Here is a 15,230-nt window from a genome sequence, read left to right as displayed (position 1 = left end):
GATCAACGGTTGAATATGCCTGACGGTCGAAACCTGCCTATAACAGCTGAAGGTTGCCAGAAGATTGACCTGCAAGATGATCCTCGCCGCCACGGCGATTGCCGGGCTTGCCGCATGCAGTGGGAATCCGGGAGCCGAGGGCATCAATGATCCCTATGAGCCGATGAACCGGCAGGTCCATGCCTTCAACCGGGGGCTGGACGCCAATGTCATCAAGCCCGCGACCTCGGGCATGTCCTCGGGCGGGGACAAGCCGGGGGTGGGCAGCTACGCGCTGCAGGGCATCGGAAACTTCGGCTCGAACCTGGCGCAGCCGGGCAAGGCGCTGAACCATGTACTTCAGGGCCGGGCCGAGCCTGCGGTTAAGACGACCTTCCGTTTCCTTGTGAACTCGACGCTGGGGCTTGCGGGTTTCCTTGATCCGGCGACGGCGGATTTCGCCCTGCCTGAGCAGGATACAGATTTCGGCCAGACCCTAGCTGTCTGGGGCGTGCCCGAGGGGGCCTATCTGGAACTGCCGCTGCTGGGTCCCTCGACCGAGCGCGACACGGTGGGTAGAGTTGTCGATCTGGTAATCGATCCGATGCATGCCGTGCTGAACCTTGACGAATGGCTGATCGGGCTGGGCGCGCGCGCCGTGTCAAAAGCCGGTGAGCGGGCGCGTTTCAGCGATTCCGTCGATTCCATCCTGCATGAAAGCGCCGATAGTTATGCGCAGACGCGGCTGATCTGGTTGCAGCATCGCCGCCATGAACTTGGCGAAGAAGGAGACGAGATTGACCCTTATGCCGAATGAGACGCGCCGCGGCTTTCTGGGGCTGATCGGGGCGGGTATCGCCCTGACGGCCATGCCCGCGCAGGCGCTGGACACCGCGCAGGCCAGCTCGCTGGTGCAGAAGTCGCTGGACGAGGTCTATGCCGTGATCAATTCCGGCCAGCCCTCGGCGCAGATGTACAAATCCTTCGAGGCGATCTTTGCGCGCTATGCCGATGTCGACATCATCGCGCGTTCGGCGCTGGGTCCGGCGGCGCGGCAGGCCAGCCCGGCCGAATTCGAGGCCTACAAGCAGGCCTTCCAGGGCTATATCGGGCGCAAATACGGCAAGCGTTTCCGCGAGTTCGTCGGGTCCAAGATCGAGGTGACCGGCGCACGCCCGGTGAAGTCCTTCTTTGCGGTGACCTCGGTCGCCTATCTCAAGGGGCGCAGCCCGATGGAGGTCGAGTGGCATGTCTCGGACAAGTCCGGGAAAAGCCGCTATTTCAACATCATCATCGAGGGTGTGAACATGCTCGCCTCGGAGCGGGCCGAGGTCGGCGCCATGCTGGCCCGGCGCAAGGGCGACATGGCCGGGTTGACCGCCGATCTGCAAAAGGCGGGCTAACACCGCCACGGGTGAATGGAAAAGGCCGGTCGTAAGACCGGCCTTTTGTCATTGCTTGTAAACCCCTTCGATCCCGCGCAACGCCTGTGTCAGCGGGTCGTTGTCGGGGGTCATCTCGGTATCCTCGCCCAGTCCCGCGGTCGATGAGGTCTCGGCCGGGAATTGCGGCGGCGCGCCGGTCTGGACGCCCGGATCGGGCAGGGTGCGGCCCGCCTGCGGCTGCAATTGCGCCGGGTCGGTGGCCTGCGGCTGGTCGGTTTCGGCGGGTGCGGTCGGCTGGGGCTGCGGCTGGCCAAGCGCCTCGGACAGGGCGGCGGCCAGCGGGTCGACGGCACCGTCGCTGCCCGTGTTCACCACCTGCGGCACCGCAGTGCCCGCGTCAAAGGCGAAGCTGCCCAGCGATTCGACCGGCAGACCCTCGTGGATCTCGGTCATCACCGCCTGCCAGATTTCGGCCGGCAGACCACCGCCGGTCACGCCCTTCAGCGGCTTGTTATCGTCATTGCCCAACCAGACACCGGTCACATATTGGCCGGTGAAGCCGATGAACCACGCATCGCGATAGCTGGAGGTGGTGCCGGTCTTGCCCGCAGCGGGGCGGTTGCCCAGCTTGGCGCGACCGCCGGTCCCGTTCTGGATCACCTGCTCCATCATGCCGATCAGCTCACCCGCCGCCTTTTGCGAAATGACGCGTTGGCCCATGCCGCCGGATTGCCCGATCAGCGCCTGATCGTCGCCCTTGATGCGCAGTTCGACCAGACCGTAGGGACGAACGGCGGTGCCGCCGTTGCGGATACCCGCATAGGCGCCGGTCATGTTCAGCAGCGTCGATTCCGACGCGCCCAACCCCAGCGCGGGGCCGCTGGCCAGATCATTGGCAAAGCCGAAATCATGGGCAATGCGGCGCACCGCATCACGTCCGGCGATCTCTTGCAGGCGGATGGTGGCGGTATTGAGCGACTGCGACAGCGCGCGGGTCAGCGTGACCTCGCCCATGTATTTGCGGGTGTAGTTCTGCGGCGACCACGGGCCCGAGCCGCGCACGTTGATGGTCAGCGGACCGTCCAGAACCCGGTCATTCGGGCTGTAGCCCTGATCCAGCGCCGCGGCATAGACGAAGGGCTTGAAGCTGGAGCCGGTCTGACGCATCGCCTGCGTCGCGCGGTTGAAGGTGCCGCTGACGGTATTGTCGAGGCCGCCGATCATGGCGCGCACGGCGCCGTCGGGTGACATCACCACGACCGCCGCCTGTGCCTTGGAACCGCCCGCGACCTTTTCGTCGAAGATCCGCTTCAGCGCCCGCTCGGCCGCGCGCTGGATGCGCTGGTCGAAGGTGGTGGCGATGGTCACGTCTTCGGTCGTTTCGCTGGTCAGGAAGCCGGGACCGGCCTCCATTACCCAATCCGCGAAATAGCCGCCCGCCCGCGCCGCTGCCGCCTTGGACAGCGCGGCGGGATGGGACTTGGCCTCGGCGAATTGCGCATCGTCCAGATAGCCCTGATCATGCATCAGCCCAAGGATGACGCTGGCGCGGTCCTGCGCACGCTCAAGGTTCGAGGTCGGCGCGAAATAGCTGGGGGCTTTCAGCAGGCCAGCCAGCATCGCGGCCTCGGCTGCGTTCACTTCCGATGCGGATTTGTCGAAATAGCGCTTCGAGGCGGCCTCAAAGCCGCGCGCGCCCGCACCCAGATAGGAGCGGTTCATGTAGATGTTCAGGATGTCCTGCTTGGAGTATTTAAGCTCCATCGCCAGGGCGTAGGGGACTTCCTTGACCTTGCGCCAGATGGTCGATTTGCGGCACTCGGCCTCAAAGTCGGCCTCGGATTTCCACTTGATCGGGTCGAAGCTGTCGCCAAGGCACAGCAGTTTCGAAACCTGCTGGGTGATGGTCGAACCGCCGTTGCCGGACAGCGGGCCGCGCCCTTCGGCAAGGTTGATCCGGATGGCGCTGGCGATGCCCTGAGGGTCGACGCCCAGATGGCGGTAGAATCGCTTGTCCTCGGTCGCGACCACGGCATCCTTCAGCACGGGCGCGATCTTGTCGGCGCTGACCATGCCGAAAGTTTCGCCACGCCAGGCAAAAACCCGGCCCTCGGTGTCCAGCATGGTGACCGAACCGCGGGCACGCCCGTCGAAAAGTGCCGAGGGTTCGGGCAGCGTCGTGTAGAAGTAGAAGGTCGCCGCCGCGACGATCGCGCCGACCGTCGCCCCCAGCCGCCAGAACGAGCCCCAGAGCACGCGCCAGACCAGAACGATCAGCCCGGTGATTCCCCGAGTCAGGAAATTGCCGCGCCTTGCGGGCTTCTGGCGATAGATCCGCTGCTTCTTTTCGGCGGTTTTTTGAGTTTTCTGAGGGGCTTGGTCGAAATTGCGCTTATCAGCCACAATTCGGCCCCTGCCGGTGGGTTTCTTCATGCCTGCTTTCCTGCCCGGCCGATGCCCGGCCAATTTGAGCGGCAAGATACAGGAAGCGGAACAGTTTGAGAACCGAGATGACCTATGAGTGAACTGCCACACCAGCTTGCAAAGCGGGCAACCGCTGATGAAATATTGGGCTTGTCGTGACCGGGTCGCGCACATTTCCTGCACAAGTCTTGTGCTGAGCGGAATGCCGCGCGTTTCCTGACCATCGGAACTGCTGCGACGCAGAGAAAAGGTGCAGGAAACATGAACAGACTAACCGCGATCAATAGAATGATCCCGGCGCTTGCCCTCCCGCTTGCCGGGCTGGCCGTGCCGGCGACAGCGCAAGAGGCGGCCGATGCGGCCGCGGCAGTCGCCGAAACCGTTGCCCCCATCGTCGACAAGGGCGATGCCACCTGGATGATGATCTCGGCCATCCTCGTCATGATGATGTCGGTGCCGGGGCTTGCCCTGTTCTATGGCGGTCTGGTCCGCACCAAGAACATGCTGTCTGTGCTGATGCAGGTCTTCACCATTTTCTGCGTCATGGCCCTGCTGTGGGTCTGCTTTGGCTATTCGCTGGCCTTCACCGGCGCTGGTGCGGCCGAAGATGCGACCGCGCTGACCCCGTTCATCGGCGGTCTGTCCAAAGCCTTCCTTGCGGGCGTGAACCCCGGTTCGCTGGCCGAGACCTTCACCCAGAACGTCTTTGTGCCGGAATATGTCTTCGTCACCTTCCAGCTGGCCTTTGCCTGCATCGCCTCGGCACTGATCGTCGGCGCCACGGTCGAGCGGATGAAATTCTCGGCCATCCTGATCTTTGTGGTGATCTGGTTCTTCTTCTCGTACCTGCCGATGGCCCACATGGTCTGGTGGTGGGGCGGTCCCAGCGCCTATGACGCGCCCTCGGGCTACCTGTTCGGCCATGGCGATCTGGACTTCGCCGGCGGCACGGTCATCCACATCAACGCCGGTATTGCGGGCCTTGTTGCCGCGATCATGGTCGGGCCGCGCCTTGGCTATGGCAAGGAACTGATGGCCCCGCACAACCTGCCCTTCACCCTGCTGGGCGGCTGCCTGCTGTGGATCGGCTGGTTCGGTTTCAACGCCGGTTCGAACATGGAAGCCACCGGCACGGCCGCGCTGGCCCTGCTGAACACCGTTGTCGCCACCGCTGCCGCTGCACTGGCATGGGCCTTTGGCGAGTGGCTGTTCCGCGGCCATCCCTCGCTGCTGGGCGGCGTTTCGGGTGCGATCGCCGGTCTGGTTGGCATTACCCCGGCAGCCGGTTTCGTCGGCCCGATGGGCGCCATCGTCATCGGTCTGGTCGCCGGTTTCGCCTGCATGTGGTTCGTGGTCAGCCTGAAATCGAAACTGGGCATCGACGAGAGCCTTGATGTCTTCGGCATCCACGGAATCGGCGGCATCATCGGCGCGATCCTGACCGGCGTCTTCGCTGCGCCGTCGCTGGGTGGCACGGGTGTCTTCGACTACTCGACCGGTGCCGTGGCCGAGGGCTACAGCATCTCGGCTCAGGTCATGACCCAGACCATGGGTGTCGTGGTCGCGGTGGTCTGGTCGGCGGTCGTGTCCTTCGTCGCGCTGCTGATCGTCAAGGCCGTGGTCGGCCTGCGTGTGCCCGCCAATGACGAGCGTCAGGGTCTGGACATCACCACCCATGGCGAGAACGCCTACAACAACTAAGGGGCTTGTCCCTGAAATGGAAAAGCCCGGCACAAGCCGGGCTTTTTGCGTTTCAGTGGATCGCGATCACGACAGACGAGAGACCACGTAATCCGCCAGATCCGACAGGATGTCGCGCAAGGGATGCGCAGGGGCCAGATCCAGCGCCGCCTTGGCGCGTTCGGCCCAGGCGATGGCGTCGGCGCGGGCGGCATCCAGCGCGCCACGGTGCTTGAGGATCGCCAGCGCGGTGTCCAGATCGCCCTCATCCTGCTGGCCCTTGCCGATGGTGCGGGTCCAGAAGGCGCGCTCCTCGTCATCGGCGGCGGCAATCGCCTTGATGACCGGCAGGGTCAGCTTGCGCTCGCGGAAGTCGTCGCCGACATTCTTGCCGATGGTGGTGGTGCTGCCGCCGTAATCCAGCAGGTCGTCGACGATCTGGAAGGCAATCCCCAGCGCATCGCCGTAATCGAACAGCGCCTGCTGCACGGGTGCCTCGACCCCCGAGATCACCGCCCCGGCCTCGGTCGCGGCCGAGAACAGCGCCGCGGTCTTGCCGCGCACGATCTGGATATAGGTGTCTTCGGTCGTCGCGATGTCCTGCGCAGCGGTCAGCTGCAGCACCTCGCCTTCGGCAATGGTGGCGCTGGCATTGGCCAGAATACGCATGACCTGCATGCTGCCGGTATCGGCCATCAGCTGGAAGCTGCGCGCGAACAGGTAATCGCCGACCAGCACGCTGGACTTGTTGTCCCACAACAGGTTGGCTGTGGGACGGCCCCGGCGCTGCTGGCTTTCATCGACGACATCGTCGTGCAGCAGGGTCGCGGTGTGGATGAATTCGACTGCAGCAGCCAGCAGCACATGGCTGTCGCCCTGATAGCCGCACAGCCGCGCCGCAGCCAGCACCAGCATTGGCCGCAATCGCTTGCCGCCCGCTTCGACCAGATGCGCGGTCACCTCGGGAATGCGGGGCGCATGCCGGCTGGCCATCCGCTCGCGGATCAGCGCATTGACCGCTGCCATGTCGCCGGCCAGTTCATTGGAAAGCCGGTCGAGCGGCTTCGAGACGTTTTCGTTCATGCCCATGTGCCATTCCCTTTCGCCTGCAAGCCATTGCCACGGCATGGACACATACGCAACCGCAGCTTACCCTTTGGCGCCATGAAGGAACTTTTGCGCACCACAAATCCGCTGCTGATCGCGCGGGCGACCGACCTGCTTGAAGCCGAGGGAATCCCGGCTTTTGCACTGGATCAGCACATGAGCGTGCTGGAGGGATCGCTGGGAATCCTGCCGCGACGGCTGATGGTCGCGGATCGGGATCATTTCATGGCCAGTGCCATCCTGCGCGACAATGACATCCATGACGCGCGCTGACGCCCTGCGGGCCGACGGCTTTCTGGGCGGCAGGCTGACCATCACCCAACCCGTCGTAGGCTACCGTGCCGGGGCGGATGCGGTCATGCTGGCCGCCGCTTGCCCGGCGAAATCCGGCGAAAGCGTGCTGGAGCTGGGCTGCGGGGCAGGGGTGGCGCTGCTGTGCCTTGGCGCGCGGGTCGATGACCTGCAGCTGACGGGGCTGGAATTGCAGCCGGGCTATGCCGATCTGGCCCGACAGAACGCCAAGACGAATGGCCTGCCCGCGACGATCATTGAGGGCGACCTGACCCATATGCCCGCGGCGCTGCGGTCGCACAGCTTCGATCACGTCATCGCCAACCCGCCCTATTTCGCCAGCGGCACCATTGCCCCGGATGCCGGACGCGGCACCGCGCGCCATGAGGATGTGCCGCTGTCGCTGTGGATCGAATGCGGATTGCGCCGCTTGCAGCCCGGCGGTTGGCTGACCCTGATCCACCGCGCCGAACGTCTGGCCGAGATTCTGGCCAATCTTGGGGCGCGCGCCGGCGAGATCACAATTTTGCCAGTCAGCGCCCGCACCGGGCGAGAGGCAGGGCGCGTGATCGTCCTTGCGCGCAAGGGGGCGCGTACCCCGCCACGGCTGCTGTTTCCCTTTATCATGCATGAAAAACCGTCACATTTGACCGATGGCGAAGACCTTTCGGCGGAAGCCCACGCGGTCTTGCGGCAAGGAGTCGCGCTCAACCTGCGGGACCGGTGAATCCCGGTGACAATGTGACGATTCTGTGTTGCAATCGCCCTCGTTCGATCAATCCAGGAGGACGAAATGTCGGTTGAATCCCATGTTCAGGAGCTCCGCCGTAAACATCAGTCACTGTCCACTCAAATCGAGGCGGCCGCGCGTTGCCCCGGCATGGACGATCTTTCGATCGCGCAGATGAAAAAGGAAAAGTTGCGCCTCAAGGAAGAGATCGCGCGCCTGTCGCATTGACGTCGAGATGACCGTCGACACGGCAAGCTGAAATGAAGACGGCCCGCGGGATGCGGGCCGTTTCCATTTTCAGGGGAATCACTCAGACGAAGAACTGGCCGCCATTGGCCGAGATCGTCGAGCCGGTGATGAAGCCCGCATCCTCAGAGGCAAGGAAAACGACGCAGCGCGCGATTTCCTCGGGCTCGCCCAGACGGCCGACGGGGATCTGCGGGATGATACGCTCGTTCAGGACTTTCTCGTCGATGGCGCGGACCATTTCGGTGCCGATATAGCCGGGGCAGATCGCGTTGACGGTGATGCCCGCGCGCGCCCCTTCCTGAGCCAGCGCCTTGGTAAAGCCGATATCGCCCGCCTTGGCCGCCGAATAGTTGGCCTGTCCGGCCTGACCCTTCTGGCCGTTGATCGAGCTGATGTTGACGATGCGGCCATATTTGCGGTCGCGCATGCCCGTCCAGACCGGATGGGTCATGTTGAACAGCCCGGTCAGGTTGGTGTCGATGACCTCTTTCCAGTGTTGGGGGGTCATCTTGTGGAACATTGCGTCCCGCGTGATGCCGGCATTGTTGACCAGCACGGCAATGGGGCCCAATTCCTCTTCGACCTGCTTGATCCCGGCCTCGCAGGCCTCGTAATCGGCGACCGACCATTTGTAGGTCTTGATGCCGGTTTCCTCGGTAAAGGCGCGGGCGGCGTCGTCATTGCCGGCGTAATTCGCCGCGACCTCGTAGCCCGCCTCCTTCAGCGCCTTCGAGATCGCGGCACCGATGCCGCGCGATCCGCCCGTAACCAGAGCAACCTTGCCCATAATCATTCCCCCCATTCAGAAATTCAGCTTCAGGAATTGAATTCGTCGTGCCCGGCGCGCGAGCGGGTCGCGCGCCGAAAACTCAGGGCCGCTCGATGCAAAGCGCCACGCCCATGCCACCGCCGATGCACAGCGTGGCCAGGCCCTTTTTCCCGCCGCGACGCTGCAGTTCGAACAGCAGGGTGTTCAGGATACGCGCGCCCGAGGCCCCGATCGGGTGGCCGATTGCGATGGCGCCGCCGTTCACGTTCACGATCGACGGGTCCCAGCCCATGTCCTTGTTGACGGCGCAGGCCTGGGCGGCAAAGGCTTCGTTCGCTTCGACCAGATCCAGGTCACCGACGCCCCAGCCGGCCTTTTCCAGCGCCAGACGGCTGGCCGGGATAGGACCCGAGCCCATGATCGACGGATCGACGCCGACGGAGGCATAGGACGCAATCCGCGCCAGCGGGGTCAGGCCACGCCGCGCGGCCTCATCCTCGGACATGACCAGCACCGCCGCGGCACCGTCATTCAGCCCCGAGGCGTTGGCGGCGGTCACGGTGCCGTCCTTGGTGAAGGCGGGGCGCAGCTTTTCCATCGCATCCAGCGTGGCACCGTGGCGGACATATTCGTCGGTGTCGACGATGGTATCTCCCTTGCGGCCCTTGATGGTGACGGGGACGATCTCATCGGCGAAACGCCCGGCCTTCTGCGCGGCCTCGGCCTTGTTCTGCGAGGCGACGGCGAATTCGTCCTGCGCGCCACGCGAGATTTCCCACTTGGCCGCGACGTTTTCAGCGGTCTGGCCCATGTGGTAGTCGTGGAAGGCATCCCACAACCCGTCGCGGATCATGGTGTCGAGCATCTTCATGTCGCCCATCTTCTGCCCGGCGCGGATATAGGCCGCATGCGGGGCAAGCGACATGGATTCCTGCCCACCCGCGATCACGATCTTGGCGTCGCCCAGGATGACCTGCTGGGCGGCCAGTGCCACCGTCCGCAAGCCCGAGCCGCAGACCTGGTTGATCAGCCATGCGGGCGATTCCTTGGGCAGCCCGGCCTTGATATGGGCCTGCCGGGCGGGGTTCTGTCCCTGACCCGCGGTCAGGACCTGACCAAGAATGGTTTCCGAGACCTCGGACGGATCGATACCAGCCCGCTCGATCACAGCCTTGAGCACGATGGCGCCAAGGTCGTCGGCGCGGGTATTGGCGAATGATCCGAGGAAACTTCCGACCGGAGTACGGGCCGCAGATACGATCACTGCTTTGGTCATGTCAGGCTCCTTCCCTGAGTGCCGAATGGCTTCAGCGTCAGGGCACAGTTTCGGTTTCATGCCGCAAGGTCAAGATAACTGATCACGACTTAATCAACCGAATGCGAGGCGGATTATTTGCCTGAAAAATAAACAAACTGTGTGGATAAATCCAGCGTTTTCAAGCTCGGACAGCGGCCGAACCGGGTGACCGCCATGGCGGCATAAGGGTCGGACCGCCGAAATAAAAACCCTGCATGCAGTCGATTCCCATGTCGATCAGGAAGGCCGCGTCCTCGGCCGATTCGACGGAATCCGCCACGGTGAACATGTCGAAGTGATGGGCAATCGATTGCAGGGCGCGGGCCAGCACCTGATTGTCGCGCTGAGTCGCGATCTCTCGGATGAATTGGCCGTCGATCTTGATCATGTCGAAACAGAAGTCGCGCAGGTAACGGAACGAGGTGTAGCCCGAGCCGAAATCGTCCAGCGCGAAGCTGACGCCATGGGATTGCAGCTCTCGCATGAAGGGGCCGACCACTTCCGGCATGCCCATCGCCGAGGTCTCGGATATCTCGAAGATCAGCCGCTCGGCCAGGCTTGGGTCATGGCCGATTCCGTCGCGGACCATGCGCATCCATGTCGGATAGCCGATCGAGCGCGCCGACATGTTGATCGACAGCCGGATTGAGGCATCCTCGGCCAGCGTCTTCAGCCCCAGATCCAGCGCAAGGCAGTCGATCTGGCGACCCAGCTCGGTCGTCTCGGCCAGATGCATGAAATCATGCAGCGGCACGACCCGCCCGGTTTCATCGATGATTCGGATCACCCCCTCATGAAAGGCGGCGCGGCCGAGGCGATCGGATTGCACCACCGGCTGATAGGCCAGAACCGCATCCCCGCGCGCGACGGCACGGCGCACGGTCGCCATCGTCATGCGCGATTGCTGATCGACCATGTAATCCAGCGGAGAGCCGAATTCCTGTCGATGGTCCAAGTGATCTGTCATGCGCTGCCTCCTGTCTTCGGCGGAAGTCTGGCGATGATCTCCTAACATCGGGTAAAACCGGGCAGGTTTCTCGACTCGAGGTTAATGGATGATGACCGAAGGCACGCGCTGCGGCTGGTGCGGAAGCGATCCGCTTTATGTGGCCTATCACGACGAGGAATGGGGCGTCCCCGAGCGCGACCCCCGCGCGCTATGGGAAAAGCTGGTGCTGGACGGGTTTCAGGCGGGCCTTAGCTGGATCACCATCCTGCGCAAGCGCGACGCATTCCGCGAGGTTTTCGACGGCTTCGACCCCGAGCGTGTCGCCCGCTGGGGGGAACCCGAAATTGCCCGTGCCCTGCAGAACCCCGGCATCATCCGCCATCGTGGCAAGATCGAGGCCACCGTCACCGGTGCGCGCGCCTATCTGGAGATCGAGGCGAATGAGGGGTTTTCGCCCTTCATCTGGTCCTTTGTCGGTGGCCAGACGCTGCAGCAGTCCCGTGCCAGCCTTGCCGAGGTTCCGACCAAGACCCCGGAATCCGAGGCCATGGCCAAGGAGTTGAAGAAGCGCGGTTTCAAGTTCTGCGGCCCGGTCATTACCTATGCCTTCATGCAGGCCTGCGGGCTGGTCAACGACCACATCGCGATCTGCCCAAGCCACGCAAGGGTCAGGGCGCTGTCGCCTGTCTGATCAGCGCCTTGGCCGCGTCCGAGGACCAGTCCGCGCCGCCGATCAGCCGGGCGATCTCATTGCCGTCGCGGTCAATCAGCACGGTCACCGGCATGCCCATCACGCCCATTTCCCGCGCCAGCGTCTGGCGTGGGTCCAGAAGGACCGGCAGGTTTTCCACCTTGGCCTCGGTCAGGAACTTCTTGATCGCAGGCGGCGGGTTATGGCCCGCGGCAATGGCCACGACCTGAAAATCCTCGCCGCCCAGCTCGGCCTGCAACGCGTCGAGCGAGGGCATCTCCTCGCGGCAGGGGGCGCACCAGGTGGCCCAGAAGTTCAGAAGCACGACCTTGCCGCGGTAATCCTTCAGCGAATGGGTGCCGCCATCGGGATCGGTGAAGGTGGTTTCCGGTACCGGGGTCGCGTCGGTTTGGGCGAGTTTCGCAAGCCCGCCGTCATGCGCGGCCTGCCAGTCGATTTCTCCGCCGAAGGCCGGGTTTGCACCAATCAGCAGTGCCGTATAAAGAACCAGCGAACGCAGCATTCCACCCCCCGAAGGACCAGCCATGACCGAGCAGCCCGCCAGCACCGCCAACCAGATGTGGGGTGGACGTTTTGCCGCCGGTCCGGACGCGATCATGGAGGCGATCAATGCCTCGATCGGGTTCGACCAGCGGCTCTATGCCCAGGACATCCGGGGCAGCCGCGCCCATGCGGCGATGCTTGCCGCACAAGGCATCATCAGCACTAGCGATGCCGAGGCGATCGGGGAAGGGCTTCTCACGGTCTTGTCAGAGATCGAGAAGGGCGGCTTCCCGTTCTCGACCGCGCTGGAAGACATTCACATGAATGTGGAATCGCGCCTGAAAGAGATCATCGGCGAACCGGCGGGCCGGCTGCACACCGCGCGCTCGCGCAATGATCAGGTGGCGACCGATTTCCGGCTGTGGGTGCGCGACCAATGCGACGCGACGATTGAGGGCCTTGATGCGCTGATCCGGGCGGCGCTGGGTCAGGCCGAGAAGGGTGCGGATTGGGTCATGCCCGGTTTCACCCATCTGCAGACCGCGCAGCCGGTGACCTGGGGCCATCACATGATGGCCTATGTCGAGATGTTCGGCCGCGACCTGTCGCGCTTCCGAGATGCCCGCAAACGCATGAACGAATCCCCCTTGGGTGCTGCCGCACTGGCCGGGACGGGCTTCCCGATCGACCGCCATGCGACCGCCGCGGCACTGGGCTTTGACCGGCCCATGGCGAACAGCCTTGATGCCGTCAGCGACCGCGATTTCGCGCTGGAATACCTGTCGAGCGCGGCAATCTGCGCCGTCCACCTGTCGCGTCTGGCCGAAGAACTGGTGATCTGGTCCTCGGCCCAGTTCCGCTTTGTCACCATGTCGGATCGCTTCTCGACCGGCTCGTCGATCATGCCGCAGAAGAAGAACCCCGACGCCGCCGAACTGATCCGCGCCAAGATCGGGCGGATTCTGGGCGCCGCCGTCGCGCTGTTCGTGGTGATGAAGGGCCTGCCGCTGGCCTATTCCAAGGATATGCAGGAGGATAAGGAACAGGTCTTTGACGCTGCCGACAACCTGATGCTGGCCTTGGCCGCGATGACCGGGATGCTGTCGGACCTGACCGCCAACCGCGACCGGCTGGAAGCGGCGGCGGGCTCGGGCTTCTCGACCGCGACCGATCTGGCCGACTGGCTGGTGCGCGAGGCGGGGTTGCCCTTCCGCGATGCCCACCACGCCACCGGCGCGCTGGTCGCCATGGCCGAGAAATCGGGCGTCGACCTGCCGGAACTGACGCTGGAGCAGATGCAGTCGGTCAACCCGGCGATCACCGCGAATATCTTCAACGTGCTGGGCGTGCATAACTCGGTCGCCTCGCGCATGTCCTATGGCGGGACCGCGCCCGCGCAGGTCCGCGCCCAGATCGCGCGCTGGAACGAACTGCTTGGGGAGAGAGCATGAGCCAAACCCTTCTGCTGGCGCTGTTCGCGCTGATGCTGGCGACGCTGGCTGCCTGTGGTGTGGACGGGCCGCCGACGCGCCCCGAGCCCGCACCCGAGCCGGGCTTCCATGTCAGCGGCGAGGCGCGGGTCGGTGTCACCACCTCGCTCTAAGCTGACGCCCCTGCGGCTGGTCTGGCTGGGACTGGCCGTTCTGGGCGCGGCTGTCGCGCTTTGGCGGGGCGAGGCTTTGTGGTCGGGCGCACGCGGGACCGAGATCATGGCGCAGATCGCATTGGCGATCTGGTGCCTGATCGAAACCATGGTGCGCCGCAACTGGCTGGCCTTTCTGACCATCCCGGCACTGGCGCTGGGAATCGGCTGCGCGCTGCCGCTTTATCTTTTCATCCGCTCTCGCAGGATCACCTGATGGACCATTTCAACTACGTGGACGGCGTTCTTCATGCCGAGGACGTGCCCCTGACCCGCATCGCAGCCGAGGTCGGCACTCCGGTCTATGTCTATTCGACCGCCACCCTGACGCGTCACTTCAAGCTGTTCCAGCAGGCGCTGGACTGGACGGATCATCTGGTATGTTTCGCGGTCAAGTCGAACTCGAACCTGGCCGTGCTGAAGCTGCTGGGCGATCTGGGCGCGGGGATGGATATCGTCTCGGCCGGTGAATACGCGCGGGCCAAGGCCGCGGGTGTGCCGGGCGAGCGGATCGTGTTTTCCGGCGTCGGCAAGACGGCTGCGGAAATGCGCATGGCGCTGGAAGGCGGCATCCGTCAGTTCAACGTCGAATCCGAGCCCGAGATGGAACTGCTGTCGCAGGTCGCCAGCAGCATGGGCGTGACCGCGCCGATCGCGGTGCGCGTCAACCCCGACGTGGATGCCAAGACGCATGAAAAAATCGCGACCGGGAAATCGGAAAACAAGTTCGGCATCCCCATCGCCAAGGCCCGCGAAGTCTATGCCCGCGCGGCAGCGCTGCCGGGGATCGAGGTCGTCGGCATCGACATGCATATCGGCAGCCAGCTGACCGATCTGGAGCCTTACCGTCTGGCCTATGCCAAGATGGCCGAACTGACCCGCGCGCTGCGGGCCGATGGGCACGATATCCGCCGCCTCGATATGGGTGGCGGCCTTGGCATCCCCTATCGCCGCGACAATAACGCGCCGCCCTTGCCCATCGAATACGGTCAGGTGATCCGCGACGCGGTGGGCGATCTGGGCTGCGAGATCGAGATCGAGCCGGGCCGTAACATCTCGGGCAATGCGGGCATCCTGCTGTCCTCGGTGATCTACTTGAAAGAGGGCGAGGGCCGGGATTTCCTGATCCTTGACGCAGCGATGAACGACCTGATTCGTCCGGCCATGTATTCGGCCCATCACGACATCGTTCCGGTGGTCGAGCAGGCTCCTGGCGCGCCTGTCGCGCCCTATGACGTGGTCGGGCCAGTCTGCGAGACCGGCGACACCTTTGAGAAGGCGGTGGAACTGCCCGGTCTTGGGGCAGGGGATCTGGTCGCGCTGCGTTCCGCGGGGGCATATGGCGCGGTGATGGCCTCGGAATACAATTCCCGGCCGCTGGTTCCCGAGGTTCTGGTGAACGGGGATCAATTCGCCGTCATTCGTGCAAGACCGACGCTTGAGGAAATGCTGGGACGCGATACCATCCCGGAATGGCTGTAACCGTTCCATCCTGCGATGCTGCTGCCGGGGGGCTCCTCCCCCCGGACCCCC

At 64.1% G+C, this 15,230-nt stretch carries 17 protein-coding genes; 11 read left to right on the top strand and 6 right to left on the bottom strand.

Going from position 1 to position 15,230, the window contains the following annotated elements; all coding sequences use genetic code 11:
* Window positions 1–64: 64 nt before the first annotated feature.
* The gene (locus tag GL300_RS05585; RefSeq protein ID WP_246195094.1) at window positions 65–796 is read left to right on the top strand and encodes an MlaA family lipoprotein; all 732 of its coding nucleotides are present in this window, start codon (window positions 65–67) and stop codon (window positions 794–796) included.
* Window positions 786–1,382, top strand: a complete 597-nt coding sequence (locus GL300_RS05580; protein ID WP_155039208.1) for an MlaC/ttg2D family ABC transporter substrate-binding protein — start codon at window positions 786–788, stop codon at window positions 1,380–1,382. The genes GL300_RS05585 and GL300_RS05580 overlap by 11 nt, the downstream gene beginning before the upstream one ends.
* A 48-nt stretch (window positions 1,383–1,430) precedes the next feature.
* On the opposite strand, the gene GL300_RS05575 is transcribed toward GL300_RS05580, so the two are convergent.
* Window positions 1,431–3,797, bottom strand: coding sequence for a transglycosylase domain-containing protein (locus GL300_RS05575; protein ID WP_155038617.1), 2,367 nt, complete (start codon window positions 3,795–3,797; stop codon window positions 1,431–1,433).
* 252 nt (window positions 3,798–4,049) lie between these two features.
* Here GL300_RS05575 and GL300_RS05570 point away from each other — a divergent pair, with 252 nt between their 5' ends.
* Entirely contained in the window at window positions 4,050–5,489 is a 1,440-nt protein-coding gene (locus GL300_RS05570; RefSeq protein ID WP_155038616.1) for an ammonium transporter, read from the top strand.
* 66 nt (window positions 5,490–5,555) lie between these two features.
* Here GL300_RS05570 and GL300_RS05565 read toward each other — a convergent pair whose 3' ends face one another.
* Complete coding sequence (locus tag GL300_RS05565) at window positions 5,556–6,557, bottom strand: polyprenyl synthetase family protein (protein ID WP_155038615.1); 1,002 nt, start codon at window positions 6,555–6,557, stop codon at window positions 5,556–5,558.
* A 75-nt stretch (window positions 6,558–6,632) separates the two neighbouring features.
* On the opposite strand from GL300_RS05565, the gene GL300_RS05560 reads away from it, so the two are divergent.
* The 3 genes from GL300_RS05560 (at window position 6,633) to GL300_RS05550 (ending at window position 7,824) form a co-directional block, all read left to right on the top strand.
* The gene (locus tag GL300_RS05560; protein ID WP_155038614.1) at window positions 6,633–6,848 is read left to right on the top strand and encodes a putative signal transducing protein; all 216 of its coding nucleotides are present in this window, start codon (window positions 6,633–6,635) and stop codon (window positions 6,846–6,848) included.
* Window positions 6,835–7,593, top strand: a complete 759-nt coding sequence (locus GL300_RS05555; protein WP_155038613.1) for a tRNA1(Val) (adenine(37)-N6)-methyltransferase — start codon at window positions 6,835–6,837, stop codon at window positions 7,591–7,593. The genes GL300_RS05560 and GL300_RS05555 overlap by 14 nt, the downstream gene beginning before the upstream one ends.
* Before the next feature lie 66 nt (window positions 7,594–7,659).
* On the top strand, window positions 7,660–7,824 hold the full coding sequence (locus GL300_RS05550; protein WP_155038612.1) for a YdcH family protein: 165 nt from the start codon (window positions 7,660–7,662) through the stop codon (window positions 7,822–7,824).
* A gap of 82 nt (window positions 7,825–7,906) precedes the next feature.
* Here GL300_RS05550 and phbB read toward each other — a convergent pair whose 3' ends face one another.
* From phbB to GL300_RS05535, 3 genes are all read right to left on the bottom strand, one after another.
* On the bottom strand, window positions 7,907–8,632 hold the full coding sequence (gene phbB / locus GL300_RS05545) for a beta-ketoacyl-ACP reductase (RefSeq protein ID WP_155038611.1): 726 nt from the start codon (window positions 8,630–8,632) through the stop codon (window positions 7,907–7,909).
* Window positions 8,633–8,714: 82 nt separating this feature from the next.
* Window positions 8,715–9,890 (bottom strand): acetyl-CoA C-acetyltransferase, encoded by a 1,176-nt coding sequence (locus tag GL300_RS05540; RefSeq protein WP_155038610.1) that lies wholly within the window; start codon window positions 9,888–9,890, stop codon window positions 8,715–8,717.
* Window positions 9,891–10,050: 160 nt separating this feature from the next.
* Window positions 10,051–10,878 carry an EAL domain-containing protein gene (locus GL300_RS05535; RefSeq protein ID WP_155038609.1) on the bottom strand — a complete coding sequence of 276 codons (828 nt, stop codon included), beginning with the start codon at window positions 10,876–10,878 and terminating at the stop codon, window positions 10,051–10,053.
* A 91-nt stretch (window positions 10,879–10,969) separates the two neighbouring features.
* Here GL300_RS05535 and GL300_RS05530 point away from each other — a divergent pair, with 91 nt between their 5' ends.
* Window positions 10,970–11,551 carry a DNA-3-methyladenine glycosylase I gene (locus GL300_RS05530; RefSeq protein ID WP_155038608.1) on the top strand — a complete coding sequence of 194 codons (582 nt, stop codon included), beginning with the start codon at window positions 10,970–10,972 and terminating at the stop codon, window positions 11,549–11,551.
* On the opposite strand, the gene GL300_RS05525 is transcribed toward GL300_RS05530, so the two are convergent.
* Window positions 11,529–12,074 (bottom strand): TlpA disulfide reductase family protein, encoded by a 546-nt coding sequence (locus GL300_RS05525; RefSeq protein ID WP_394206814.1) that lies wholly within the window; start codon window positions 12,072–12,074, stop codon window positions 11,529–11,531. The two genes, GL300_RS05530 and GL300_RS05525, sit on opposite strands and share 23 nt — an antisense overlap.
* Window positions 12,075–12,096: 22 nt before the next feature.
* Here GL300_RS05525 and argH point away from each other — a divergent pair, with 22 nt between their 5' ends.
* Genes argH through lysA form a run of 4 tightly spaced genes read left to right on the top strand, consistent with a single transcriptional unit; the run spans window position 12,097 to window position 15,179 of the window.
* Entirely contained in the window at window positions 12,097–13,506 is a 1,410-nt protein-coding gene (gene argH, locus GL300_RS05520) for an argininosuccinate lyase (protein WP_155038607.1), read from the top strand.
* Window positions 13,503–13,658: a hypothetical protein gene (locus GL300_RS26140; RefSeq protein ID WP_170297611.1), complete on the top strand. Its 156-nt coding sequence runs from the start codon at window positions 13,503–13,505 to the stop codon at window positions 13,656–13,658. Before argH ends, GL300_RS26140 begins: the two co-directional genes overlap by 4 nt.
* Entirely contained in the window at window positions 13,639–13,914 is a 276-nt protein-coding gene (locus GL300_RS05515; protein ID WP_192335989.1) for a DUF2834 domain-containing protein, read from the top strand. The genes GL300_RS26140 and GL300_RS05515 overlap by 20 nt, the downstream gene beginning before the upstream one ends.
* Window positions 13,914–15,179, top strand: coding sequence for a diaminopimelate decarboxylase (gene lysA, locus GL300_RS05510; RefSeq protein ID WP_155038605.1), 1,266 nt, complete (start codon window positions 13,914–13,916; stop codon window positions 15,177–15,179). The genes GL300_RS05515 and lysA overlap by 1 nt, the downstream gene beginning before the upstream one ends.
* The last annotated feature ends 51 nt before the right edge of the window (window positions 15,180–15,230 follow it).

This window comes from Paracoccus litorisediminis (genome assembly GCF_009711205.1).
Taxonomy (GTDB): Bacteria; Pseudomonadota; Alphaproteobacteria; order Rhodobacterales; family Rhodobacteraceae; genus Paracoccus; species Paracoccus litorisediminis.
Note: the sequence above shows the minus strand (reverse complement) of the source record. Positions and strands in the feature narration are given on the sequence as shown.

Excerpts from the sequence above, each read along its gene's own strand:
- lysA (WP_155038605.1), top strand. The coding sequence starts at position 13,914 with ATGGACCATTTCAACTACGTGGACGGCGTTCTTCATGCCGAGGACGTG.
- GL300_RS05580 (WP_155039208.1), top strand. The coding sequence starts at position 786 with ATGCCGAATGAGACGCGCCGCGGCTTTCTGGGGCTGATCGGGGCGGGT.
- argH (WP_155038607.1), top strand. The coding sequence starts at position 12,097 with ATGACCGAGCAGCCCGCCAGCACCGCCAACCAGATGTGGGGTGGACGT.
- GL300_RS26140 (WP_170297611.1), top strand. The coding sequence starts at position 13,503 with ATGAGCCAAACCCTTCTGCTGGCGCTGTTCGCGCTGATGCTGGCGACG.
- GL300_RS05535 (WP_155038609.1), bottom strand. The coding sequence starts at position 10,878 with ATGACAGATCACTTGGACCATCGACAGGAATTCGGCTCTCCGCTGGAT.
- GL300_RS05565 (WP_155038615.1), bottom strand. The coding sequence starts at position 6,557 with ATGGGCATGAACGAAAACGTCTCGAAGCCGCTCGACCGGCTTTCCAAT.
- GL300_RS05550 (WP_155038612.1), top strand. The coding sequence starts at position 7,660 with ATGTCGGTTGAATCCCATGTTCAGGAGCTCCGCCGTAAACATCAGTCA.
- GL300_RS05540 (WP_155038610.1), bottom strand. The coding sequence starts at position 9,890 with ATGACCAAAGCAGTGATCGTATCTGCGGCCCGTACTCCGGTCGGAAGT.
- GL300_RS05530 (WP_155038608.1), top strand. The coding sequence starts at position 10,970 with ATGACCGAAGGCACGCGCTGCGGCTGGTGCGGAAGCGATCCGCTTTAT.
- GL300_RS05525 (WP_394206814.1), bottom strand. The coding sequence starts at position 12,074 with ATGCTGCGTTCGCTGGTTCTTTATACGGCACTGCTGATTGGTGCAAAC.
- GL300_RS05570 (WP_155038616.1), top strand. The coding sequence starts at position 4,050 with ATGAACAGACTAACCGCGATCAATAGAATGATCCCGGCGCTTGCCCTC.
- GL300_RS05560 (WP_155038614.1), top strand. The coding sequence starts at position 6,633 with ATGAAGGAACTTTTGCGCACCACAAATCCGCTGCTGATCGCGCGGGCG.
- phbB (WP_155038611.1), bottom strand. The coding sequence starts at position 8,632 with ATGGGCAAGGTTGCTCTGGTTACGGGCGGATCGCGCGGCATCGGTGCC.
- GL300_RS05555 (WP_155038613.1), top strand. The coding sequence starts at position 6,835 with ATGACGCGCGCTGACGCCCTGCGGGCCGACGGCTTTCTGGGCGGCAGG.
- GL300_RS05575 (WP_155038617.1), bottom strand. The coding sequence starts at position 3,797 with ATGAAGAAACCCACCGGCAGGGGCCGAATTGTGGCTGATAAGCGCAAT.